General features: G+C 67.0%; 15 protein-coding genes. 9 read left to right on the top strand and 6 right to left on the bottom strand.

The window, feature by feature from the left end:
- The first annotated feature begins 153 nt into the window (after positions 1-153).
- The 6 genes from AB4Y42_RS02935 to AB4Y42_RS02960 all read left to right on the top strand — a co-directional run bounded on the left by AB4Y42_RS02935 (position 154) and on the right by AB4Y42_RS02960 (position 7,054).
- Positions 154-894 (top strand): TetR/AcrR family transcriptional regulator, encoded by a 741-nt coding sequence (locus tag AB4Y42_RS02935; protein WP_368693334.1) that lies wholly within the window; start codon positions 154-156, stop codon positions 892-894.
- A complete protein-coding gene (locus tag AB4Y42_RS02940) occupies positions 891-1,841 on the top strand; it encodes an HlyD family secretion protein (RefSeq protein WP_368693335.1) in 951 nt (316 codons plus the stop codon). Before AB4Y42_RS02935 ends, AB4Y42_RS02940 begins: the two co-directional genes overlap by 4 nt.
- The gene (locus tag AB4Y42_RS02945; RefSeq protein ID WP_368689263.1) at positions 1,838-2,791 is read left to right on the top strand and encodes an ABC transporter ATP-binding protein; all 954 of its coding nucleotides are present in this window, start codon (positions 1,838-1,840) and stop codon (positions 2,789-2,791) included. The genes AB4Y42_RS02940 and AB4Y42_RS02945 overlap by 4 nt, the downstream gene beginning before the upstream one ends.
- Entirely contained in the window at positions 2,788-3,930 is a 1,143-nt protein-coding gene (locus AB4Y42_RS02950) for an ABC transporter permease (RefSeq protein WP_368689262.1), read from the top strand. Before AB4Y42_RS02945 ends, AB4Y42_RS02950 begins: the two co-directional genes overlap by 4 nt.
- A gap of 16 nt (positions 3,931-3,946) precedes the next feature.
- On the top strand, positions 3,947-5,458 hold the full coding sequence (locus AB4Y42_RS02955) for an efflux transporter outer membrane subunit (RefSeq protein WP_368693336.1): 1,512 nt from the start codon (positions 3,947-3,949) through the stop codon (positions 5,456-5,458).
- A gap of 120 nt (positions 5,459-5,578) precedes the next feature.
- Entirely contained in the window at positions 5,579-7,054 is a 1,476-nt protein-coding gene (locus tag AB4Y42_RS02960) for an amidase (RefSeq protein ID WP_368693337.1), read from the top strand.
- 60 nt (positions 7,055-7,114) lie between these two features.
- Here the strand turns inward: AB4Y42_RS02960 and AB4Y42_RS02965 are convergent, their stop codons facing one another.
- The 4 genes from AB4Y42_RS02965 to AB4Y42_RS02980 all read right to left on the bottom strand — a co-directional run bounded on the left by AB4Y42_RS02965 (position 7,115) and on the right by AB4Y42_RS02980 (position 11,584).
- The gene (locus AB4Y42_RS02965; protein ID WP_368689259.1) at positions 7,115-7,954 is read right to left on the bottom strand and encodes an ABC transporter permease; all 840 of its coding nucleotides are present in this window, start codon (positions 7,952-7,954) and stop codon (positions 7,115-7,117) included.
- Between the two features lie 13 nt (positions 7,955-7,967).
- Positions 7,968-9,245, bottom strand: coding sequence for an ABC transporter permease (locus tag AB4Y42_RS02970; protein WP_368689344.1), 1,278 nt, complete (start codon positions 9,243-9,245; stop codon positions 7,968-7,970).
- Positions 9,246-9,321: 76 nt separating this feature from the next.
- Complete coding sequence (locus AB4Y42_RS02975; RefSeq protein ID WP_368689343.1) at positions 9,322-10,347, bottom strand: ABC transporter substrate-binding protein; 1,026 nt, start codon at positions 10,345-10,347, stop codon at positions 9,322-9,324.
- Between the two features lie 145 nt (positions 10,348-10,492).
- Positions 10,493-11,584 carry an ABC transporter ATP-binding protein gene (locus tag AB4Y42_RS02980; protein ID WP_368693338.1) on the bottom strand — a complete coding sequence of 364 codons (1,092 nt, stop codon included), beginning with the start codon at positions 11,582-11,584 and terminating at the stop codon, positions 10,493-10,495.
- A 162-nt stretch (positions 11,585-11,746) separates the two neighbouring features.
- On the opposite strand from AB4Y42_RS02980, the gene AB4Y42_RS02985 reads away from it, so the two are divergent.
- Positions 11,747-13,294 (top strand): PLP-dependent aminotransferase family protein, encoded by a 1,548-nt coding sequence (locus tag AB4Y42_RS02985; protein WP_368689257.1) that lies wholly within the window; start codon positions 11,747-11,749, stop codon positions 13,292-13,294.
- Positions 13,295-13,345: 51 nt separating this feature from the next.
- Here the strand turns inward: AB4Y42_RS02985 and AB4Y42_RS02990 are convergent, their stop codons facing one another.
- Both AB4Y42_RS02990 and AB4Y42_RS02995 read right to left on the bottom strand, forming a co-directional pair.
- The gene (locus AB4Y42_RS02990; RefSeq protein ID WP_368693339.1) at positions 13,346-17,140 is read right to left on the bottom strand and encodes a DUF748 domain-containing protein; all 3,795 of its coding nucleotides are present in this window, start codon (positions 17,138-17,140) and stop codon (positions 13,346-13,348) included.
- 330 nt (positions 17,141-17,470) lie between these two features.
- A complete protein-coding gene (locus tag AB4Y42_RS02995) occupies positions 17,471-18,925 on the bottom strand; it encodes a DUF1254 domain-containing protein (protein WP_368693340.1) in 1,455 nt (484 codons plus the stop codon).
- 305 nt (positions 18,926-19,230) lie between these two features.
- Here AB4Y42_RS02995 and AB4Y42_RS03000 point away from each other — a divergent pair, with 305 nt between their 5' ends.
- Positions 19,231-21,708: a heavy metal translocating P-type ATPase gene (locus AB4Y42_RS03000; protein ID WP_368693341.1), complete on the top strand. Its 2,478-nt coding sequence runs from the start codon at positions 19,231-19,233 to the stop codon at positions 21,706-21,708.
- A 277-nt stretch (positions 21,709-21,985) separates the two neighbouring features.
- Positions 21,986-23,992, top strand: coding sequence for a Cache 3/Cache 2 fusion domain-containing protein (locus AB4Y42_RS03005; protein WP_368693342.1), 2,007 nt, complete (start codon positions 21,986-21,988; stop codon positions 23,990-23,992).
- Positions 23,993-24,033: the final 41 nt, after the last annotated feature.

A 24,033-nucleotide genomic window follows, 5' to 3' on the forward strand; every position in this document is an offset into this window, starting at 1 on the left:
TTGTTTGACCCTTCAGCGTGAATCTCACAGCCTGACCGACCTGCCGGCGATTTTGTATAGGAAAGATCTGAAAGAACCTGCAAGAAAACGTCGCAGGGTTAACCATTGCGCGCACAGTTTGAATTTAACTAACGCGTGAATTAAAGTAGAACGATGATCACGCGCACCCGCACCGCTGCTGCTGCGCCCCGCCCGCGCGGCCGGCGCCGCGCGGCCGCCGCCGACCTCGACATGCGCGAGCGGCTGCTCGCCAGCGCCACGCAACTGTTCGGCGAACAGGGCATCGCGGCCACCACCATGGCGCAGATCGCCGAGGCCGCAGGCGTGACGTCCGCCATGGTTCACTACTACTTCACGAACCGCGAAAAGCTGCTCGACGCCGTGGTCGAAGAGCGCATTGCGCGCTCGATCGCCTTCGTGTGGGAGAGCGTGGACAGCGCCCGGGGGGACCTCGCGCAAGACCCTCACGCGCTCGTGGAGGAGCTGGTCGCGCGGCTCTTCGATGTCACCGCGCGCATGCCCTGGCTGCCGCCGCTCTGGCTGCGTGAAATCGTCAACGAAGGTGGCCTGCTGCGCGAGCGCATGCTCAAGCGGCTGCCCACCGAGCAATTGCAGCGCTTTGCCGCGCGCGTCAACGAGGCGCAGCGCGACGGCAGCGTCAACGCCGAACTGGAAGCGCCGCTGCTCTTCATCTCGATTCTCGCGCTCGTCATGCTGCCGCTCGCCACGTCGAAGCTCTGGCAAAGCGTGCGCGGCTTTCCGAAGATCGAGCGCGAGGCGCTGCATCGGCATGTGAGTGCGCTGTTGAGCGCGGCCTTGCGGCCCGCGCCGCAGGCCGCACGTGCGCGCCGCGTGACGGGCGCAGCAGCGAGCCGCAAGGAGGACGCGTCATGAAGCGCCCCTTTGCCGTCATATGCGCAGCGGCGCTCGTGCTCGCCGCATGTTCCCGGCATGGACCGGCAGGCTGGCAGGGCTATGCCGAAGGCGAGTACGTCTATCTCGCGTCGTCGCAGCCGGGCACGCTCACGCACCTCGACGTGCAGCGCGGGCAGACTGTCGCCGCCAATGCGCCCGCCTTCGCGCTCGACTCCGTCGAGGAAGCGGCCGCGCGCGACGAGGCGCAGCATCGGCTAACGGCCGCACAGCAGCAGCTCGCCGACCTCCAGACCGGCAAGCGTCCGCCCGAAGTGCGCGTGACCGAGGCGCAGCTCGCGCAGGCCGAGGCGAACGCGCGCAAGGCCGCGCTCCAGCTCACGCGCGACGAAACGCAACTGCGCGCGGGCGGCATTGCACAGGCGCAGCTCGACGACTCGCGCGCGCAGGCCGCCTCCACGGCCGCCCAGGTGCGCGAGCTGCAAAACCAGGTGCGCGTGGCGAATCTGCCGGGACGTAGCGCGCAAATCGCCGCCCAGGCCGCCGATGTCGAGGCCGCGCGCGCCTCGCTCGCGCAGGCGCAATGGCGGCTCGACCAGAAGCGCGTGAGCGTGCCGAGCGGCGGCCTCGTCTACGACACGCTGTTTCGTGTGGGCGAGTGGGTGCAGGCGGGCAACCCCGTCGTGCAGATGTTGCCGCCGCAGAACGTGAAGGTGCGCTTCTTCGTGCCGGAAACGATCGTCGGATCGCTCGCGCCCGGCCGCAAAGTGAACGTGCGCTGCGACGGCTGCGCCGCCCTGGTGCCCGCCACCATCACGTGGATTTCGAACGCCGCCGAATATACGCCGCCCGTCATCTACAGCAACGAGAACCGCGCAAAGCTCGTATTCATGATCGAGGCGCGGCCTTCCGCAGAAGACGCCGTGAAGCTGCATCCGGGCCAGCCGGTCGAGGTGACGCTGCAATGAGCACACCTGATCAACCTTCCGGCGAGTACGCCATCGACGTGCGCAATCTCAACAAGCGTTTCGGCAGCAAGCATGTCGTAAACGACGTGTCGCTGCGGGTGGCGCGCGGTGAGATCTTCGGCTTTCTCGGACCGAACGGTAGCGGCAAAACCACCTCGATCCGGCTCATGTGCGGGCTGCTCACGCCTGACTCCGGTTCGGGCACCTGCCTTGGCTATGACATCCTGCGCGAGAGCGCACAGATCAAGCGTCACGTGGGCTACATGACGCAGCGTTTCTCGTACTGGGAAGACCTGACGATCCGCGAGAACCTCGACTTCGTTGCGCGCATCTACCAGATGCCGAACCGCCGTGAAGCCGTCGACCGTGCGCTCGAATCGCTCGGGCTCGCCAGCCGCGCGAGCCAGCTCACGGGTGCGCTTTCGGGCGGCTGGAAGCAGCGGCTCGCGCTCGCGGCCTGCATGCTCCACGAGCCCGAATTGCTGCTGCTCGACGAACCGACGGCGGGCGTCGATCCCACCGCGCGCCGCGACTTCTGGGAGGAGTTGCACCGGCTCGCCGCACGGGGCATTTCGGTGCTCGTGAGCACGCACTACATGGACGAAGCCGAGCGCTGCCACAAGCTCGCCTATATCGCCTACGGCAAGCTGCTCACGCAGGGCACCGCCGCCGAGGTCATCGCCGAACAGAACCTCGCAACGTGGGCGATTCATGGCGAGCGGCTCAGCGCACTCGCCACACAGCTGCGCGAAGCGCCGGGCATCGACCAGACCGTGGTGTTCGGCTCCGCACTGCATGCGAGCGGACGCGATCACACAGCGCTTGCCAAAGCGGTCGAGCGTGCGGTAGAAGGCCAGCCGCTGCGCGCGGAACGCATCGACACCGGTCTCGAAGATGTCTTCATCTACCTGATGAGCCATGCTCAGGACAATTACGGAGTCACGTCGTGAGCGCGTCGTTCCCGTTTTCCGTGGCGCGCTGGTGGAGCATCGTGCTCAAGGAGTTCCTGCAGCTCAAGCGCGACCGCATCACGTTCGCGATGATCGTTGGGCTGCCGATCATCCAGCTCACGCTGTTCGGCTATGCGATCAACACCGACCCCAAGCATCTGCCCACGGCTATCGTCGTGGGCGAGGACAGCGTGTTCGCGCGCAGCTTCGTCGCGGGCATGCGTAATTCCGCCTATTTCGACGTGATCGAAACGCTGCCCGACGAAGCCTCGGCGCGTCGTGCGCTGGCGCGCGGCACGGTGCAGTTCGTGCTCAGCATTCCCGTCGATTTCTCGCGGCGCCTGCTGCGCGGCGAACGACCCTCGCTGCTCGTCGAAGCCGACGCGAGCGACCCCACCGCCATCACTACCGCACTCGCGGCGCTGCCCGGACTGGTCGCGCCCGTGGCCGCGAAAGACCTCACCGGTCCGCTCGCGCATCTGAACGGCACGCCCGCCGCGTTCGACGTGCAGGTGCACCGGCTCTACAACCCCGAGGGCATCACACAATACAACGTCGTGCCCGGCCTCATGGGCGTGATCCTCACCATGACGATGGTGATGATGACGGGCCTCGCCATCACGCGCGAGCGCGAGCGCGGCACGATGGAGAACCTGCTCGCCACGCCGGTGCTGCCCATCGAAGTGATGACGGGCAAGATCATTCCGTACGTGGCGATCGGGCTGATCCAGGCGACCATCATCGTGCTCGCCGCGCGCTACGTCTTTCACGTGCCGTTCGCAGGTGGCCTCGTTACGCTCTATCTCTCGGCGCTGCTGTTCATCGCCGCGAATCTCACGGTGGGCATCACGCTGTCGTCGCTCGCGCAGAACCAGTTGCAGGCCATGCAGCTGACGATGTTCTATTTCCTGCCAAGCCTGCTGCTCTCGGGCTTCATGTTCCCGTTCGGCGGCATGCCGCGCTGGGCGCAGTGGCTCGGCAATCTGCTGCCGCTCACGTACTTCAACCGGCTCGTGCGCGGCATCCTGCTCAAGGGCAACGGCTGGACCGACCTGTGGCCCGCGGTCTGGCCGCTCGCCGTCTTCACGGTCGCGGTCATGGCGATCGCCGTGCGCTTTTACCGGCGCACGCTCGACTAGCGCGAGGCACACGACCATGACCCGCGACGCCGCCTTTGCCTTCCTGCTTGTGCTCATGCTCGCGGGCTGCACCGTGGGCCCCGATTTCCACCCGCCCGCCGCACCCGATGCCACGGGCTGGACGCGCGAGCCCGTGCCGGCTTCCACCGCCAGCGCCACCGGCCCCGGCGGCGGCGCGCAGACCTTCACGGCTGCGGAACACGCTCCAAACGATTGGTGGACGCAATTTGGCAGCGCGCAGTTGAACGAACTCGTCGATCAGGCCTTGCGCGCGAGCCCCACGCTCGACTCGGCGCGCGCGAAACTCGTGGAAGCGCGCGAAAACTACAACGCGCAGGCAGGCGCGACGAACTATCCCGCCGTCGATCTGAAACTCTCCGGTACGCGCCAGAAGGTCGATCTCGCCGCTTTCGGCATCACGCAAGTGCCGAACCCGCCGCCGTTTACGCTTTACAACGCTTCGGTCAGCGTCTCGTACGTATTCGACCTGTTCGGCGCGAACCGTCGTGCGCTGGAATCCACGCTCGCACAGGTCGATTATCAGGCGTACGAAATGGAAGCCGCGCGACTCTCGGTGGCCGCCAACGTGGTGTCCACTGCCATCCGCCGTGCGTCGCTGCAACGCCAGATCGACCTCACCACACAACTCGCGCAGACGCAGGCGCGCCAGCTCGCGATCATGCAGTCGCGCTACGCGGCCGGCGGTGTGGCGCAGATCGACCTGCGTAGCCAGCGCACGCTGCTCGCGCAGACGCGCGCTTCGCTGCCGCCGCTCGAAACGCAGCGCGCGGCTGCGGAGCATCAGCTCGCCACCCTGCTGGGCGTTGCGCCAGCGCAGTTCGCCGCGCCGCTCGACGCCCTTTCTCTCGATACACTGCATCTGCCCGATACGGTTTCGCTCACGGTGCCTTCCACACTGGCCCGCGAACGTCCCGACATACGCGCCGCCGAGGCGCTGCTGCACCAGGCCGGCGCCAACGTGGGCGTGGCGACGGCGAATCTCTATCCGCAGATCTCGCTGTCGGCGAGTATTGGCTCGGAGCGCACGCGTATCGAGGACGTTGTCACCGGGCTGAACATCTGGAACGTGGGACTCGGCCTCACGCAGCCGCTGTTTCATGGCGGCGAATTGCGCGCGAAGAAACGCGCGTCAGAAGCCGCCTATGAGGCCGCCTTCGCCGACTATCGACAGACGGTCCTGCAGGCGCTGCAGCAGGTCGCCGACTCGCTCCAGGCGCTCCAGAACGATGCGACCGAGCTGCAGGCGCGCGACGACGCCGCTCGCGAGGCGCAGGCCAACGCAGCGATCGCACAAACGCGCTACAACGCGGGCGGCGTGAGCGAGTTTTCGCTGATCGATGCGCAACGCCAGGCACTCCAGACCACGCTCGACCGCTCGCGCGCTCATGCGGACCGCCTAACCGACACCGCGGCGCTCTATCAAGCCCTCGGTGGCGCCCCACTCCCCGGCGCCGCGCCGCCAGGGCAAGGCAACGACACGTCGGCGCCCGCCGCGACCGTCCGGTAACCTGGCCGCCCCACGCGGCAACCATCGACCCGCGGCGGCAACCATCCGTTTCCTTTCGCTTGCGCCGCGCCTGCGCGACAATGACCCTCCCCCTGCTCCATCCGCAAGCGAGAGACACGTATGAACCAGGCATCGCTATCCCCCGCAAGACTGTCCCCCAACGATCTCGTCGCGGCCGACGCGCTCGAGCTTTCGGAATGGATACGCCTGCGCAAGGTGTCCTGCCGCGAAGTGATGACGGCGTTTCTCGACCATACGGAGCGCGTGAATACGCCGGCCAACGCCATCGTCTCGCTGCGCGAGCGCGCCACGCTGCTCGCCGAGGCGGACGTTCGCGACGCCCAGATCGCGCGAGGCGAGTACCCTGGCTGGATGCACGGCATGCCGCAAGCGCCGAAGGATCTCACGGCCACGGCCGGCATCCCGTACACACAAGGCTCGCCGCTGTTCCGCAACGAAGTGCCCGCGGCAGATTCCCTGATGGCCGCGCGCATGCGCGCACAGGGCGCGATTTTCATCGGCAAGACGAACACGCCGGAATTCGGCCTCGGCTCGAACACCTACAACACGGTCTTCGGCGCCACGCTCAACGCTTACGACCCCACGCGCAGCGCGGGCGGCAGCAGCGGCGGCACGGCCGTGGCGCTCGCACTGCGCATGCTGCCCGTGGCGGACGGCAGCGACATGATGGGCTCGCTGCGCAATCCCGCGGGCTGGAACAACGTGTTTGGTTTCCGTCCGTCGCAAGGCCGCGTGCCCTCCGTGCCTGCGCACGAACTGTTCTTCCACCAGCTCGGCTATGCGGGACCGATGGCCCGCACTGTCCCCGACCTCGCGATGCTGCTTGCCACCCAGGCCGGCTACGACGCGCGTGCGCCGCTGTCCATTGCCGAAGATCCCGCGCAGTTCGCGGGTCCGCTCGAGCGCGACTTTGGTTGCGCGCGCATCGGTTGGCTAGGCGATTACGACGGCTATCTGCCCATGGAAGACGGCGTGCTCGCACTCTGCGAAACGGCGCTCAAGGACTTCGAATCCATCGGCTGCAAGGTCGAAGCCGCGCGCCCCGACTTCGCCATGGAGCGCGTGTGGCAAACGTGGCTCACGTTGCGCCATTTCTCGTGCGCGGGCACGCTCGGCGCGCTCTATCGCGACCCGGAAAAGCGCGCGCTGCTCAAGCCGGAAGCCCAATGGGAAGTGGAAGGCGGCCTGAAGCTCTCGGGCGAAGACGTGTGGAACGCCTCGGTCACGCGCAGCCAGTGGTACAACGCGCTGCTCGCACTGTTCGAGCGTTACGACTACCTCGTGCTGCCCAGCGCCCAACTCTTCCCGTTCGACGCGAACGAGCACTGGCCGAAGTCGATCGCGGGCCGCACGATGGATACCTATCACCGCTGGATGGAAGTCGTGATCGGCGGCAGTCTCGCGGGGCTGCCTGTCATCAGCGTGCCGGCGGGCTTCAATGCGCAAGGCCTGCCGATGGGGCTGCAGGTGATCGGCAAGCCGCACGCGGATCTCTCCGTGCTGCAACTCGCCCACGCGTACGATCAGGCCACGCAGTGGGTCAAGCGGCGCGTGCCGGCGCTGCTGCAGGCGTAACGCGCAAAAGCAAAAAGGCAGCGCCGCGGCGCTGCCTTTTTGCATCGACATCTCACACGCTCACGCCTTCACCGCACGCGCCGCATTCCTGCCGCGCAGCCATTCGAGCGCGAGCAGCAGACACGTGGAGAACACGATCAGGATCGTGGCGAGCGCGGCGATCGTCGGGCTGATGTTCTCGCGGATGCCCGTGAACATCTGGCGCGGCAAGGTGGTCTGGTCGGCGCCCGCGAGGAACAGCGTCACGACGACTTCGTCGAACGACGTGGCGAACGCGAACAGCGCCCCCGAGATCACGCCCGGCGCGATCACGGGCAGCGTGATGCGGAAGAACGTCGTGACCGGATTCGCCCCGAGCGAAAGACTCGCACGCACGAGATTATGGTTGAAGCCCTGCAGCGTGGCCGCCACCGTGGTCACGACGAACGGCACGCCCAGCGACGCGTGCGCGAGAATCAGGCCGAGATACGTATTGGCGAGGCCGAGCGGCGCGAAGAACAGATACATGCCCACGCCCACCACCACCACGGGCACGATCATCGGCGAAATGAGGACCGCCATGAGCACCGCCTTGCCGCGAAAATCGGCCTTGGTGATGCCAATGGCCGCGAGCGTGCCGAGTACGGTCGCCACGACCGTGGCGGCGGGGCCAACGATGAAGCTGTTTTTCGCGGCCATGCGCCATTCGTCGGACATCACGAGGTTCTCGTACCAGCGCAGCGACCAGCCCGGAATCGGATACACAAGGAACGTGCTCGACGAAAACGACAGCGGCACGATCGCGAGCACGGGCAGGATCAGATACAGCAGCGTGAGCACGACGAGCGCGCGCAGCGCGAAGTACCACACGCGTTCGACGGCCGACGTATGCGGCGCAAACAGCGGCTTGGCAAATTTCATGATCGCGCCTCCCTCAGCCAAGGCTCAGTTGCGTGCGCGTGAAGCGCCCGTAGACGAAATAGAGCAACGTGGTCGCCACCAGCAGCAGCGCGCCGAGCGCACAGGCCATGCCCCAGTTGATCGACACGTTGGTGAAGTACGCCACGTAGTAGCTGACCATCTGGTCGCCCGGGCCGCCGAGCAGCGCCGGCGTGATGTAGTAGCCGATCGAGAGGATGAACACGAGCAGCACGCCCGCGCCCACGCCGGGGTACGTCTGCGGTACATACACGCGCCAGAAGGCCGCGAACGGATGGCTGCCGAGCGACACGGCCGCGCGCTGGTAAGTGGGCGGAATCGACTTCATCACGCTGTACAGCGGCAGCACCATGAACGGCAGCAGGATATGCGTCATCGAGATATAGACACCCACGCGGTTGAACAGCAGCGCGAGCGGATGCGAGATGAGGCCCGAGCCCATCAGCGCCTTGTTGACGAGGCCCTCGCCCTGCAAGATCACGATCCACGCCGCCACGCGCACGAGAATCGACGTCCAGAACGGAATCAGCACGAGGATCATCACGAGATTCGCGCGGCGCTCGGAGAGCGTCGAGATCCAGTAAGCGAGCGGGTAGCCGAGCAGCAGCGCGAACACCGTCACGAACACGCTGATGACGAAGGTGCGCGCGAACACGTCGAGATAGATCTGCTGCTCGGGATCGGCGGCCACGATGCGGCCGAACGCATCCTGACGATGATCGAGCGAGGCGAGCAGATAGAACGGCGAGATGCGCGAGCTGTTCTTCGCAATGGCTTGCCAGTAGGTCACGTCGCCCCAGCGGTCGTCGAGCTCGACGATCCTGGCGCGCGTTTGCGCGGGCGTCAGCGTAAGCGGTTTGCCGTCGTCGTCGGCGAGCGGCATGGCGCGCGCCGTCTTCGCGACCAGCGAGCGGAAGCCCGCGATTTCCACGTTCAGGCGGCGCGCCAGCGCGCCCATCGCATCACCTTCCTTTACGACGGTGAGGTCCTGCGCAAGCGCAGCGTAAGCCGCGTCGGGCGGCGCGCTCTTGCGGTCCCAACCGCGCAGCGCCGTGATGGTATGCGGCAGCGCTGTCGCCACTTCGGGGTTCTGCACCGCGCGCGTGAGCAGCGCCGCGATCGGCACCACGAAAATCAGCAGCAGAAAGATCGCCAGCGGCGCGATCAGCATGAGCGCCATCGTGCGCTTCTTCGCTTGCGCCACGCGCAGCTCGCGCTTCAGCCGCGCGGTCTCCTCGCGTGCCGCTCCGGCAACGTTGGTCACGGTCGTCATCGTAGTCACACCTGGTCTCCCCCTGCCATGCTACAAAACGCTCCGGCGCTCGCACGCCGGAGCGTCTAACCCACCCTTACTTCGCGGCCCACGAGGAGAAACGCTGCTCCAGCTCGTCGCCGTGGTCGGTCCAGAACGTGAGGTTCTCCTGGATGGCGTCCTTGCCGTTGGCCGGCGAATTCGGCAGGTTGGCGAGCGTCTTCGCATCGAGCGCCTTGATCGCGTTCGCGTTCACCGGGCCATACGCGATGTGCTGCGCATACTCCTGCTGCGGTTTCGGCGAAAGCGTGTAGGCGATGTACTGCTCGGCCAGCGCCTTGTTCGGCGCGCCCTTCGGGATCGCCCAGTAGTCGAGGTCGTAGATGCTGCCGGTCCACACCACCTTGAGGTTCTTGCCTTCGCGCTGCGCGGCGTCGATACGGCCGTTGTACGCCGTGGACATCACCACGTCGCCCGCGACCAGGAACTGCGGCGGCTGCGCGCCGGCTTCCCACCACTGGATGTTCGGCTTCAGTTCATCGAGCTTCTTGAAAGCGCGGTCCTGACCGGCCTTCGTCGAGAGCACCTTGTAGACGTCCTGCGGCGCCACGCCGTCGGCCATCAGGGCGAATTCCATGTTGTACCGTGCGCCCTTGCGCATACCGCGCTTGCCCGGGAATTTCTTCACGTCCCAGAAGTCGGCCCAGTTCGTGGGCGCGGTCTTGAGCTTGTCGGCGTTATAGGCGAGCGCCGTGGACCACACGAAGAAGCCGGCGCCGCAGGGCTGCTGCGCCGCCTTCATGAAGTCGCCCTTGTTGCCGAGCTTGGCCCAGTCGAGCTTTTCGTAGAGGCCTTCATCGCAGCCCCGCGCGATGTCGCCGGTCTCGACTTCCACCACGTCCCAGTCCACGTGCTTCGCATCGACCATGGCCTTCACCTTGGCCTGCTCGCCGTTGTACTCGACAGCGGTGATCTTGTTGCCCGTCTGCGACTGGAACGGCTCGTTGAACGCCGCCTTCTGCGCATTGCCATTGGCGCCGCCAAAGTTCACGACGGTCAGCTCCGCGGCATTCGCCACGCCGAACGAGAGTGCGAGCGCGGCCGCGACCGCTGCAACGCGCATGTTGCCGATCTGCTTCATGGTTGAGTCCCTTCTCCTTGGTGGTTTGTCTTGCCGGGCCCTTCGATGCGAGAAACGTGGCCCGATCGTCGAGACGCCTGCTTCGCGAGGCAACGGCGCGCGAGATTGCGCGCCGCGCCCGCACGCCTCAAGCGAACACGCGCAAATGCTCAGGCGCGAATTCGAGTGCGACCGGCTGGCCGGGCGCGAAGCCGTCGAGCGCCTCGGTGCCGAGCGGCACCTTCACGAAGCACTCGTCCTGCTGAGGCAGGCCACAGCGCATGCGCACGTGGTCGCCGAAATAGATCAGGCCGCGCGCTTCGCCCGCCAGCGCGTTCGCACCGTTGCCCTTCGAACCGTTCGCGAGCTTCATGCGCTCGGGGCGAATGCAGGCGATGGCTGAGGCGCCCGCCTGCGCACCCGCCACATTGCGGCCCTTGAGGCGCGTGCCGTCGGCGAGATGCATTTCGCAGTACTCGCCATCCACGGCGGCAATGGTGCCGCGCAGCCGGTTGCTGTCGCCGATGAAGTTCGCGACGAACTCGTTGCACGGCGACTCGTAGAGCCGGTCCACGCTGTCGAGCTGCTGCACGATGCCCTTGTCGAACACGGCGACGCGGTCCGACATCGTGAGCGCCTCGCCCTGATCGTGCGTGACATAGACGAACGTGACGCCGAGCTTTTCGTGCAGCGACTTCAGTTCGTACTGCATATGTTCGCGCAACTGCTTGTCGAGCGCGCCGAGCGGCTCGTCCATGAGCACGAGCTTGGGCTGGAACACGAGCGCGCGGGCGAGCGCGATGCGCTGCTGCTGGCCGCCCGAGAGCTGCGCGGGATAGCGCTTCGCGAAGCCTTCCATGCGCACCATCTTGAGCGCGTCGTTCACGCGCTGGGCGCGCTCGGCAATGGGCACCTTGCGCACGCCCAGCGGGTAAGCGACATTCTGCTCGACCGTGAGATGCGGAAACAGCGCGTAGTTCTGGAACACCATGCCGATGTCGCGTTTGTGCGGCGGCACGTTGTTGAGCAGCTTGCCTTCGAGGCGGATTTCGCCGCCGGTGGGAAACTCGAAGCCGGCGAGCATCATCAGGCAGGTGGTCTTGCCCGAGCCGGACGGCCCGAGCAGCGTCAGAAACTCACCTTGATAGATGTCAAGGTCAAGTTGTTTGACGACCAGCGTTTCGCCGTCGTAGGTCTTGCGTACGCCGCGAAAGCTGACGATCACATCCGAGGTCTTCATTCGCCCTGTCTCCTTTGCGTGCTCTTTTCCCGGTCCGCCCGCCCCATCTGACGCGATTAAATAAATCCTGTCGTGGGCATTAACCGGAACTGACGTGCGAATTACTATAGATGGTCCCGGCTCTATTCAATGGAGCCATTTCATTATTCCTGATGGAACCACTTGGCCATGGTCATCCTGTCCGAATGGCTCGCGGCGCAACTCGACAAGGAGAGCGCCGAACCCGCCTATCGTCAGCTATTACAGCTCATGCAGCAGGCCATCCTGACGGGGCGGCTCGCGCCCGGCACCAAGCTGCCCAGTTCGCGCATCCTCGCGGTCGACCTCGGCGTGGCCCGCAACACCGTGCTGCACGTCTACGACCAGTTGAGCGCGGAAGGCTACGTGATTTCGACCACGGGCAGCGGCACGTATGTCGCCGACACACGCCCCGACTCGGCCGCCGTCAGTACGCCCACGAGCAATCCCTCGCCGGCGGGCGACTCCGCAGACGAGGACGAGGACGATGCGAGCGGCGCCTCCCCGCGCGGCGACATGTCGATGCGCGGCCAACGGCTCATCGACGAGGCGGGCGTCTCCGCCAGGCAGTGGGGCGCCTTCATGCCGGGCGTGCCCGACGTGGCCGAGTTTCCGGCGCGCACGTGGAGCCGCCTGCAGGCCCGGCTGTGGAAGTCGGCGAATCATGGTTTGCTTACCTACGCGCCCGGCGGCGGCTACCGTCCGCTGCGGCGCGCGCTTTCAGACTACCTGCGCGTGGCGCGCTCGGTGCGCTGCACGCCGGACCAGATCATCATCACTACGGGTATTCACCAATCCATCGATCTCGCCGTGAGGCTGCTCGCCGATCACGGCGACACGGCGTGGGTCGAAGAACCCTGCTACTGGGGCGCGCGCAGTGTGTTGCAGTCCTCGGGATTGAAGCTCGCACCCATTCCTGTCGACGACGAAGGACTCAATCCGCGCGAGCAGGACCTGCGCGACCCGCCGCGCATCGCGCTCGTCACGCCGTCGCATCAATACCCGCTCGGCATGGTGATGAGCCTCGCGCGCCGCCGCACGCTGCTCGAATACGCGCGCCAGCACAAGGTGTGGATCATCGAGGACGACTACGACAGCGAGTTCCGCTACGGCAGCCGGCCGCTCGCCTCGCTCCAGGGTCTCGACGAATCGGACCGCGTAATCTACGTGGGCAGCCTCGGCAAGCTGCTGTTTCCGGGCCTGCGCATCGGCTACATGGTCGTGCCCGAGCGGCTCGCCGCCACGTTCCGCACGGGCGTGGCGGAGCTGTATCGCGAAGGCCAGCTCATGCAGCAGGCCGTGCTCGCCGAATTCATCATGGATGGCTATCTCACTTCGCACGTGCGCCGCATGCGCACGCTCTACGGCGAGCGGCGCCAGCTGCTGATCGACGCAGTGACGCGCCACTTCGGCGATGCGCTGCCGGTCATGGGCGACGAAGCGGGCCTGCACTTCGTGCTCGGTCTGCCCGACCATGCCGACGATCGCGCCGTCGCTACGGCCGCCTACGACGCGGGCGTGATCGTGCGCCCGCTTGCGGCCTACTACAGCGTACGCCAGGACCGCAAAGGATTGCTAACGGGTTACGCGTGCGTACCGCATGAGGAAATCGCGCCGGCCTTTGCGACGCTCGCGCAGGTCATCGAGGAACACGCATTTGCGAGCCCGAAAAAGCTGCGGCGCGCCGGTTAGACCGAAACGCGCCGCTGCATCGAGTCACGCCTTTGCATAGAAGCGCGCCGCTTATTTCAGCCCGAAATCCACCCGCGTCGTCGCGCCCTTGTCGTCGATGCCCTTGGCGTCGAGCTTCGGCGCCACGATGAACACGCGGCTCGGATCGACCTTGCCTTCGAAGTACTGCTGCACCGCCTGCGCGCGGTCCTGAGCGAGGTTGCGCAAGGTGGCGTCGTCAACGGGTGCGTGGTCGGCCAGCGCCTGCTTCATGTCGTCCACGGGCAGCGTCTTCGTGAAGCCGATCATGTTGTGCGGCTTCTTGAAGTCCGCATCCTTGTAGACCTTGGTGAGGTACTTCTCGTACTCCTTGTCGTCCACCTTGACCTGCGAGGTATCGACGCTCACGCCGTTGCCCACCGTGTCCTTCACCTTCTGAAGCCGCACGAGGCGATCCACGTACTGCTCGCGCAGCGCAGGCGTGTCCACGGCCGGATCGACCCGGCCGATCAGATCGATCTTGATCGAAGGCTTGTCGTCGAGCGCCTTCACGATCGTGTCGAGCTTCTTCTGGTCGGCCTCGGTCAGCGTTGCCGTGCCGGCCGCGAATTCGACATAGCCGAGGTCTTCGCCGCCGCCCCCGAATGCGTTGGCGAGCAGCGTGAACGGCGCGGTCACCGCCTTCGCGATGAGGTTGAGCACCGCCTTCCAGATCAGGCCGCCCAGACTGAACTCGGGGTTCGAGAGCGAGCCCGACACCGGAATGTTCACGTCGATCTCGCCCTTGCGGTTCTTGAGCAGCGAGATCGCGAGCCGCACCGGCAGCCTGGTGGCCGTATCGTTGTCGATGTGATCGCCGAACGTGAGCTGGTCGATGAAGATATGGTTGTTCGCCGTGAGTTCGTCGTTCGCGAGCTGGTAATGCAGATCGACGTTGAGCTTGCCCTTCGTGATCGGATAGCCCGCGTACTTCGCCGAATACGGCGTGAGGTTCGTGAGCTCGATATCGTGCGCGCTCGCTGTGAGGTCGAGCGACGGCTTCTCGATGAGCGGGTTCACCGTGCCCTTGATCGAGAGTGGACCGTTCGCCGCGAGCTTCGCGGAGACATCCACGGGCGCGGGCGTGGTCGACTGCGTGCCGAACGCGCCCACCGTGCCGTGGATCTGCACGAGATCGGCGCTGTAGTTCGGCTTGATGAAGTTGTCGGTGTAGTTCACGCGGCCGTCCTGCAGCACGAGCTCGCCGAAGTGCAGGCGCACCGGGTTCTTCGGCGGCTGCGCGGCCACGACGGTTGCCGGCGCGGAAGCCGGCGCCGGTGCGGAAGCTGTCTGCACCGGCGCGCTCGCCGCCTGCGGCGTGAGCGGCACCGGTTCGCGCGCGCCTGGCTTGCCGCTCGCGTCCTGCGTGAGCGACTGCGCCGCGCCGGTTTGATGCGCAACCACGTCCTTGAGATTGAGCTTGCCTTGCGCGTCGAGCAGCACGCGGCCATAGAAGCCGGCGAAGGTCACGCGGCTCGCGTCCACGTCGGTGCCGCGCGCGTCGTCGTAGTTCGCCTTCAGGTTCGTGAGCGCGAGCGAGCGCCAGCCCGCGAACGGGCCCGACGTGGCCTTGTCGAGCATGCGCACGTCCACGAGCGCCGCGTCGCCGCGATAGTTCGCCTTGAGCGCCTTGCCCTGCTCCACCGAAAGCTGCCCGTTCATGTTGAGCAGCGCGCTCGCGACCACCGCGTTGAGCTGATTGCCAAAGTAAGGTTCGAAGGCGGCGGCGTCGAGCCGGTTCGCGTCGATCTTCAGCTGCGCCGTGAGCGGCGTCGGGTTGATCTTGCCACTCAGCGCGAGTGTGCCCTTGCGGTTGACGGTCGCCTTCAGGTCGATCGGCAGCGGGTGCCGCAGGTCGTCGCTGATCTGCTGGATCTTCAGGTCGAGCGGCGTGATGGCGAGCTTCACCGGGCGCGGCGTCGAGCTGTCCGTGACGTTGATCGTGCCGTTGTTCAGCGTGAAAGTGTCGATCGTGTAGCGCCAGGCCGGCCCCTCCTGCACCGACTTCTGCGCCGCGCGAATCGCCGTGCGCTCGGGCACCGCCTGTTGCGTGGAGGCGAGTTGCGCCAGGTCGATCTTGCCGTCCTTCTGGCGCTCGGCGTTCACGACGAGGCCGGTCACGTCCACCGAAGCGATCTGCGCCTTGCGCGCGTTGAGGTCGATGCCGGTCACCTGCACGGTGCCCCGGTCGACCGCGATGGCAGGCGCCTTCGCGCCGCGCGCCGCGAGCTTCAGCGATTCGAGGCCCAGCGTGCTCTGGCCGACCTGCATGACGGCAGGCTGCTGCGCCCAGTCAGCCTTGAGCGTGGACGTGAGACTGAGCCTGCCGTCCAGAATCTGCGCGCTGCTCAGGTTGTCGATATACGGCTGCGCCCGCGGCAAACTCAAGCGCTCGAGCGCGATGTTGGCTTCGGCGTTCTTGCCCGCCAGGCTCACCGTGCCCGACGCCTTGATCGTGCCGCCGTCGTTCGCGTTGGTCGCAAACGTGAACGGCGCGCCCGCCTTGGCGGTCGTCGAGAAGTTGGTCAGCGTGGTGGAAAGCTGCGTGAGTTCGACGTTCACCGGCCGCGCGGGCAGATCGTCAGCAATGTGCACGGTGCCGTTCGTGAGCGCGAGCTGGCGGATCGAGACATCGAGCGGCGCGGGCTTCGCTTGCTCGGGCGCCGCCTGCGCGCTCTGGGCAGCCGAGGCGCCCGAGGCCGGCGCGGCGCTCGCCGCCTTGCCCGCGGCCTCGTTTGCGGCCGGCGCGTTGTGTGCGGCCGGCGCGCCCATCAGCTTCTCGACGCTCAGCACGCCTTGCTTGTCGCGCGCGACCCACGCGGTGGGCGCGTCGAGATGAATGTCGTCGAAACGATAGACGTTGCTGAACGGTTCGAGCGAGGCCGCCGCCACGTGCAGGCTGCGCGCGCCGAAGAACGGCGCGTTGGCGTTGTCGGTCGAGTCGAAGTCGTTCAGGTCGGTCGTGCCCGTCACGCGCAGCGTGGGCTTCTCGCCCGACATCACGAAATCGAGCTTGAGGTTGGTCGAGAGCTTGCCGCTCTTCACCGTGACGGGCAGCTTGGTGGGCGCGTAGGTGAGCAGCTTCGGCAGGTCGAGGTCGGTCAGGCGCAGCTCCACCTCCGACTCGCGCGTCGCGGAAAAGGGCTTGGTCCTGCCGTCGATGGCGAGCGTGCTCGCCCCGTCGATGCGCGCACGCAGCATCGGCTGAACGAAGATATCGGTCTTGGAAGGCAGCGTGGCGATGAACGGAATGCCGAGCGACCAGCGGTCGATCACGTGCTTTTCGTTGAGCAGGCGATCGTCGAAGGTGATCTGGCCGTTCTCGATGCGGATGTTTGAAACCGAAAATGGCGTGGGCTTGCTGCTGGGTTTCGAGGGCGTCGAGAACTTCTCGATGAGGTCCGAGAAGTTGAAATGCTGCGCGTCGAGCCGCACGATCGTGGCGCGCGGCGAGTCGAGCCGCAGTTCGTCGACGATGGGCGCCGCGCGAAAGATCGACGACCACGACGCCTGCACGACGGCGCGCGAGACATCGAAGAAGTCGCCATTGCCGCCGCGCTCGCCGATATGCACGCGGTCCGCTTCGAGACGCAGCGTGTACGGATTGAGCGCGATGCGGCCGATCGTGACGGGCCGGTCGAGCTGCTTGCTCAACTGCTGCTCGGCAATGTGGCGAATGATCGGCGGCGCGGCAAAGAAGCCGACCAGACCGAACACAATCAGAAAGATGAGGACGCCCGTGAGGATGTGCCGGGTGCGGGGCGCACGCGCGACCGCGCGCACCGATTGCAAGGAAGAGTTGAGCGACGCTTTGTTCAGGCTTGCCATGCTTGCTTGCGGATGAGGCGGCAACAGGCCCGCCGCGGGATGTGGGTCTGATGTCGGAAATCCGGGGATGCCGACAGCCGGAAGTATAGGTCCGATAGAAGATCGGACGGCGGGAAAACGCCGCCCGCGGCGCAGGTATTGCGCAACAAGAAGTAACAGCGCAAAGACGATGGCCCGGCGAATGCGTGGAGTCCGTCGCGCGTGTTGCGCGATGCATGAAAACGCGGGTGGAGAAGCCGGGCGTGGCGCGCTCGAGCGGGCTTATGCGGCGCAAAAAAAGCGTTGACGGGACAGCGCCCCGCCAACGCTTCGTTCAGCCCGGTTCAGCCATTACTGCCGCTCGACGGCGGGCGGCTGCCAGCTGCCATCGGTCGCCTGCGGCTTGGCGGCGTAGAGACGCATCACGAGGCGGAAGTCGCCATGCGGCGCCGGCACCCAGTTCGCGCCGCCGCGCGGCCGCTCGGCGCCCACCTGCACGTCGAGCGAGCCGTCGCGATTGCGCCGTGCGCCGCTGCGGTCGCCGAACGCGACGCGCACGGGCGCGTCGGCATCGAGCGCGCCGTCGGTCGTATAGGCCGTGATCGACCAGAAGCCGCGCACCGGCGGCAACTGCTTCGCCGTGAAGTGGATCGTGTAGCGGTTCGCGCCGTTGAGCGCATGACCGTCGCTGTCCTGGCTCACGCGGGCGCGCACTTCGTCGCGGGTCGTCGGCAGACCCGGCGACGTGTACGCCGCGTAGGCGCGCAGCGAGTAGTCGGGGCCGTAGTTGCCCGCGTCGTCGCCCACCCAGAGCCAGCCGTTGCCCGCCAGCAGGTTGGGCGGCGGCGTCGCGGCGCGCGTGCGGCCATCGGCGAGACCGGCCTTGACGACCGCGGCGTCCTTCGCGCCCGCGGGCAGCTGCGCCGGGTCGCCCGGGTGTACGCCGATGTCGCCGAGAATCTTGAGCGCGTGCGCGTCGTCCGCCGTGGGCGGGTTGTCTTCCAGCGCCAGGGCGAGCCGGTCGAAGAAACCGTGCGCGTCGAGCGCCGCGACCTGGGCGGACGGCGTGCCCGGCGCCGCCGGATCGCCGCTCTGCGTGGCGCCGCTCGGCTCGTTGCCGCGGCCGCCGCGTGCGCCGGCCTTGCCGCGCGCGCTACGCTCGTCCCAGCCGGACAGCGCCGTGACCTGCAGGCCGTGCTGCAGCCGCCGTACGGCCGCGAGGTCGGCGCCGCCGCGCGTCTGGATGCGCGCGAGGAACCACACGTAGCGCGTCGACACGTCGACGCGCTTCACGCGCGCGGGCAGCGTGCCCTTCCAGCCGGCCGGAACAAATGCAATCGTTTGCGCTTTCAGACCGCTGACACGTTCGCCGGTCTGCGCCGCGGCCGTCGACCAGACGACGTTCGTCCACATGTCGAGCGCGCGTGCGTCCATGTAGCGGCCATGCGTGTCGGGCAGCGTGACGAGCACCGGCTCGCTCGAAACGTCGAGCCAGCCGCTGGAAGTCAGCGTGTCGAGATTGGGTTCGGGCGGGCTCGAAGCCCCGACTGGCGGCAACGACTGCGCGTGGCGCAGCGTGTTCGGCGCGGCCTGGCCGGGTCCGCTGCCGGTGGCGGCTTCGCGCGCCACGTCCATCAGCACGAGCGGATAGCCGAACACATAGGAGTCGGAGACTTCGTCCTTCATCCAGCCGTTGCTCTTCGGCGCAACGTCGCCCGGCGCCGAGGCGCATCCGGCAATCAGGGCAAGGCAGGCAAGCGCAGAGCAGCTACGGTACGTAGAGAATGCTCGATGTATTGTTGTCATTTGTTGGTTGTATTCGGTGCGGGCGGTCCATGAAGTGACGTCGACCGGCTGGCCACTCCGCGCGCGGGCCCCCCCAGGGCCGTAGTCTGCGCGCGGCAAGGCGCCAATGCCGCCGGTTGGTATCGTATCGCTCGCGCATGGGCCTGAAAAGACTGTGGCGTGGAATATTGCCTTACAGGCGGAGAGCTTGCGCTCAGGACTTCCCTCTGAAACGAAAGAGGCGTAGTGTCGCGCCCCTTGACCTTCCCATGATGGGAACGTAGATACTGCGTAACATCGATGACAGCCAGTGCTCGCACCCCATCATGAATGAACCCCTCGTTGCAGAACGCACCGATACCGCCGTGGCCGAACTCGAAGTCCACGGCATGACGTGCGCCTCGTGCGCCATGCGCGTCGAGAAAGCGCTTGCAAAGGTGCCGGGTGTCACGCGCGCCTCGGTCAACCTCGCCACGGAAAAGGCCACCGTCGAGGCCAGCGGCGGCGTCGCGCCCGCCGCGCTCGTCGCCGCGGTCGAAAAGGCCGGCTATGAAGCCGTGCCTGTCGCCACGGAAGCCATCACGCTCGCCATCGGCGGGATGACTTGCGCGTCGTGCGCGAACCGCGTCGAGAAGGCGCTCGCGCGCGTGCCCGGCGTGGCCGGCGTCAGCGTGAACCTCGCCACCGAGCAGGCCACCGTGAACACGCGCTCGCCGCTCACGGGCGAATTGCAGGACCTGCTCGTCGCCGCCGTCAAGAAAGCCGGCTACGAAGCCACGCCGCTCGCCGCCGACGAAGACGCCGCCACCCCGGCGAAAAGCGCTGCCGCCGGCGACGAGGCGCGCCGCGAATGGCGCGCCGTGTTGATTTCGGCCGTGCTCACGGCCCCGCTCATGCTGCCGATGTTCGGCCACTGGCTCGGCCTCGACTGGATGCTGCCCGCCGCGGCACAGCTGGCGCTCGCGAGCGTCGTGCAGTTCGTGTTCGGCGCGCGCTTCTACCGCGCCGCGTGGAAGGCCGTGCGCGCCGGCGCCGGCAACATGGATCTGCTGGTCGCGCTCGGCACTTCGGCCGCGTACGGCGTGAGCGTCTATGCGATGCTCGCGCACCCCGGCGACATGGCGCACCTGTATTTCGAGGCTTCGGCCGTGGTCATCACGCTGGTGCGCTTCGGCAAGTGGCTCGAAGCGCGCGCGAAGCGCCAGACCACCGACGCGATCCGCGCCCTCAACGCGCTGCGGCCCGATCGCGCGCGCATCCGCATCGATGGCGCAAATGGCGCCGACGCAGAGGAGCGTGAAGTCCCGCTGGCCCAGGTTCGCGTCGGCACCGTGGTGGTCGTGCGCCCCGGCGAGCGCCTGCCCGTGGACGGCGTCGTGCTCGAAGGGCGCAGCCACATCGACGAATCGCTCATCACGGGCGAAAGCCTGCCGGTGCCGAAAGCGCCCGACGATCCCGTCACGGCCGGCTCGATCAACGGCGAAGGCGCGATCGCCGTGCGCACCACGGCTATCGGCGCGGAAACCACGCTCGCGCGCATCATTCGTCTCGTCGAAAGCGCGCAGGCCGAAAAAGCGCCGATCCAGCGTCTCGTCGACCGCGTGAGCGCCGTGTTCGTCCCCGCGATTCTCGTGATCGCCGCCATCACGCTGGGCGGCTGGCTGTTCGCGGGCGCGAGCGCCGAAACGGCGATCCTCAACGCCGTGGCCGTGCTCGTGATCGCCTGCCCGTGCGCGCTCGGCCTCGCCACGCCTGCCGCGATCATGGCCGGGACCGGCGTGGCCGCGCGCCACGGCGTACTCATCAAGGACGCCGAAGCATTGGAGACTGCCCACAACGTGAGCGTGGTCGCCTTCGACAAGACCGGCACGCTCACGCTCGGCCAGCCCTCGCTCACCGCGTTCGAAGCGGCCGAAGGACTCGAGCGCGGCGAGGCGCTCGCGCTCGCCGCCGCCGTGCAGCGGCACAGCGATCATCCGCTCGCGAAGGCCGTGGTGCAAGCGTATGAAGCCCAGACCAAAGCCCAGGCGCCGGGCGCCCTGGCCGTCGCCGTTCATGCGCGTGCGGTGCCCGGGCGCGGCGTGGAGGCCGAAGTGGACGGCCGGCGCCTCGCCATCGGCAGCGGCCGCTGGCTCGACGAACTGGCGCTCGCCGTGCCGCCCGCGCTCGCGGCCCGCGCGCGTCCGCTCGAAGAGGCGGGCAATACGGTGTCGTGGCTCTTCGAACCGCACGGCGGCGTGCTCGCCCTGCTCGCTTTCGGCGACACCGTGAAGCCCACGGCGCGCGAAGCCATTGCGAGCCTCGAGGCGATGGGCATCCGCAGCGTGCTCGTGACCGGCGACAACGCGGGCAGCGCGGCGGCCGTGGCTGCGCAGCTCGGCATCGGCGAAGTCCACGCGCAGGTGCTGCCCGACGACAAGGCGCGCACGATCCGCGACCTCAAGATCACGAGCGGCGGCATCGTCGCGATGGCCGGCGACGGCATCAACGACGCGCCGGCGCTCGCCGCCGCCGACATCGGCATCGCCATGGCCACGGGCACCGACGTCGCCATGCACGCGGCAGGCATCACGCTCATGCGCGGCGACCCCGCGCTCGTTGCCGCCGCAATCGATATTTCGCGGCGCACGTGGCGCAAGATCCAGCAGAACCTGTTCTGGGCGTTCTTCTACAACCTGATCGGGATTCCGCTCGCCGCCTTCGGCCTGCTCAACCCCATGCTCGCGGGCGCGGCCATGGCGTTTTCCAGCGTGAGCGTCGTGACCAACGCGCTCTTGCTCAAAACGTGGCGGGGCCGCCGCTAACGGCTGCGCAGAGGATTGCACAGCGCGATCGACGTATCGCGAGAAACATAACGAAAGGGCGCTTGATGCGCCCTTTCTTTGTGGCGATGTTATTTTGGGTTCCGAAATATCCCACAATCTGCACACCGAAATGGCGTAATCCATCGGTAATCTTTACGCGATTGTAAGGTTTTTCGGTTCTAGCCCTAAAGGATCGCGCGCGCGCGCCGTAATGCGTCATGCCAGCGCCTCGAAGGCGCAGGTTCCTTCTTTACAAGCTCTTTCCGGAACCGAATCCATGCTTTCACGCTTATCAAGCCGCGCGAGTGTCGGCGTGCGCCTCGCCTTGCTATCGTGCGTGCTCGTCGCAGCCATATTTGCCGCCTTCACGTGGGCGATCACGCATTCGGCGGCAACGCAGGTCGGCGAACAGGTGCGCTCGCGCATTGCCGAAAAGGATCAGGCGGTCGCCTCGTCGATCTCGCTCATCAACGGCGCGCTCGAAGCCGAAGTCGACCGCGCCATGCAGCTCTTCGAGAGCTTCCTGCCCGGCGCCTTCACGCTCGACCCCACGCAGACAGTCGACATTGGCGGCAAGGCCACGCCGGTCTTCAAGTCCGGCGACCACGTGCTGAACCTGGACTTCACAATCCCCGACCAGTTCCTCGCACGCAGCGGTGAAATCGCTACCGTTTTCGCGCGCAGCGGCGACGACTTCGTGCGCGTGACCACCTCGCTCAAAAAGCAGGACGGCTCGCGCGCGATCGGCACGCTGCTCGACCGCAAGGGCCCCGCGTATGGCCCGGTGATGGCCAACCGCACCTATACCGGCCTCGCCCAGTTGTTCGGCAAGCAGTACATCACGCAGTACAAGCCGATTCTCGACGCGAGCGGCCACGTGATCGGCGCGCTGTTCGTCGGCGTGGACGTGGGCGCGCAGATCGATGCGCTCAAGAGCGAAATCGCCAAGCTCAAGATCGGCGAGAGCGGCTATTACTTCGTGATGGATGCTTCGAACGGCCCGACGCGCGGCACCTTCCTCGTGCACCCGAGCGCCGTCGGCAAACACTACGACGACGCCGACGCGCCCTGGTCGCGCATGCTCGAAGCGCGCGAAGGCACGCTCGACTACACCTCCGCCGACTCGACGCGCGGCGAGGGCGACGCGCGCGCGAAGTTCGTCTCGTTCGTGAGCGTGCCGCAGTGGCAATGGCTCGTGGGCGGCGTGGCCGTGCGCGACGAGATCATGTCGGAGGTGAACGCCACGCGCGACCGCTTCGCGGCCATCGGCCTCGTGCTGGTCGCGCTGTTCGCGGCGCTGTCGATCTACGCGGCGCGCCGCCTCGTGAGCCGGCCGCTCGACGCCGCCGCGCAAGCCGCCGGCCAGCTCGCCGCGGGCGACCTCACGGTGCGCATCGGCAACGACAGCCGCAACGGCATCGGCAATGGCAGTGCCGCAAACGCGCAGGGCGCGGCGGGCGCCGACGAGATCGGCCGCCTCACGCGCGCCATCGACGGCATCGGCGTGGGCCTTGCGCAGATCGTCGCGCAGGTGCGCAGCGCCACGGCGCAGATGAGCGAGGACACCTCGCGCATCGCGCAGGGCAGCGGCGAGATCGCTTCGCGCATCGCGAGCCAGGCGAGCAGCCTGGAGGAGACGGCGGCGAGCATGGAGGAACTGACCTCGACCGTGCAGCAGAATGCCGATCACGCGACGCGCGCCAACACCGTGGTAACGAGCGCAGCCGAAGCCGCGCTCGACGGCGGGCGCGCCGTGAGCCGCGTCGTGGAAACGATGAACGACATCAGCCGCGCATCGCAGAAGATCGCCGAGATCACGGGCGTGATCGACGGCATCGCGTTCCAGACCAACATTCTCGCGCTCAACGCGGCCGTGGAAGCGGCGCGGGCGGGCGAGCACGGCAAGGGCTTCGCGGTGGTCGCGAGCGAAGTGCGCGCGCTCGCGCAGCGCAGCGCGGCGGCCGCGAAGGAAATCTCGGCGCTGATCACCGAGTCGTCGTCGACGGTCGAGACGGGCTACCGCATTGCCGGCGAAGCGAGCACGACCATGCGCGGCATCGTCGCGCGCGTGGATGAAGTGCGCTCGATCATCGGCGAAATCAGCGTGGCCTCGCACGAACAGTCGGGCGGCATCGAGCAGGTCAATATCGCGGTTTCGCAGATCGGCGCGGCGACGCAGCAGAACGCCGCGCTGGTGGGCGACGCCGAGCGCGCCGCCGCCGCGCTCAACGATCATGCGGCAGCGCTCACCGAACTCGTTTCCGTGTTCAAGGTGCGCGAGTAACGCACGCGTAGCACCTTCAGGGCATGATTCGCAGTGCCCAA

The sequence above is a fragment of the Paraburkholderia sp. EG286B genome (genome assembly GCF_040965655.1).
Lineage (GTDB): Bacteria > Pseudomonadota > Gammaproteobacteria > Burkholderiales > Burkholderiaceae > Paraburkholderia.

Bases quoted from the DNA above. Each gene is read 5' to 3' on its own strand.
- AB4Y42_RS02935 (WP_368693334.1), top strand. From the start codon at position 154: ATGATCACGCGCACCCGCACCGCTGCTGCTGCGCCCCGCCCGCGCGGC.
- AB4Y42_RS02940 (WP_368693335.1), top strand. From the start codon at position 891: ATGAAGCGCCCCTTTGCCGTCATATGCGCAGCGGCGCTCGTGCTCGCC.
- AB4Y42_RS02945 (WP_368689263.1), top strand. From the start codon at position 1,838: ATGAGCACACCTGATCAACCTTCCGGCGAGTACGCCATCGACGTGCGC.
- AB4Y42_RS02955 (WP_368693336.1), top strand. From the start codon at position 3,947: ATGACCCGCGACGCCGCCTTTGCCTTCCTGCTTGTGCTCATGCTCGCG.
- AB4Y42_RS02960 (WP_368693337.1), top strand. From the start codon at position 5,579: ATGAACCAGGCATCGCTATCCCCCGCAAGACTGTCCCCCAACGATCTC.
- AB4Y42_RS02965 (WP_368689259.1), bottom strand. From the start codon at position 7,954: ATGAAATTTGCCAAGCCGCTGTTTGCGCCGCATACGTCGGCCGTCGAA.
- AB4Y42_RS02970 (WP_368689344.1), bottom strand. From the start codon at position 9,245: ATGACGACCGTGACCAACGTTGCCGGAGCGGCACGCGAGGAGACCGCG.
- AB4Y42_RS02975 (WP_368689343.1), bottom strand. From the start codon at position 10,347: ATGCGCGTTGCAGCGGTCGCGGCCGCGCTCGCACTCTCGTTCGGCGTG.
- AB4Y42_RS02980 (WP_368693338.1), bottom strand. From the start codon at position 11,584: ATGAAGACCTCGGATGTGATCGTCAGCTTTCGCGGCGTACGCAAGACC.
- AB4Y42_RS02990 (WP_368693339.1), bottom strand. From the start codon at position 17,140: ATGGCAAGCCTGAACAAAGCGTCGCTCAACTCTTCCTTGCAATCGGTG.
- AB4Y42_RS02995 (WP_368693340.1), bottom strand. From the start codon at position 18,925: ATGACAACAATACATCGAGCATTCTCTACGTACCGTAGCTGCTCTGCG.
- AB4Y42_RS03000 (WP_368693341.1), top strand. From the start codon at position 19,231: ATGAATGAACCCCTCGTTGCAGAACGCACCGATACCGCCGTGGCCGAA.
- AB4Y42_RS03005 (WP_368693342.1), top strand. From the start codon at position 21,986: ATGCTTTCACGCTTATCAAGCCGCGCGAGTGTCGGCGTGCGCCTCGCC.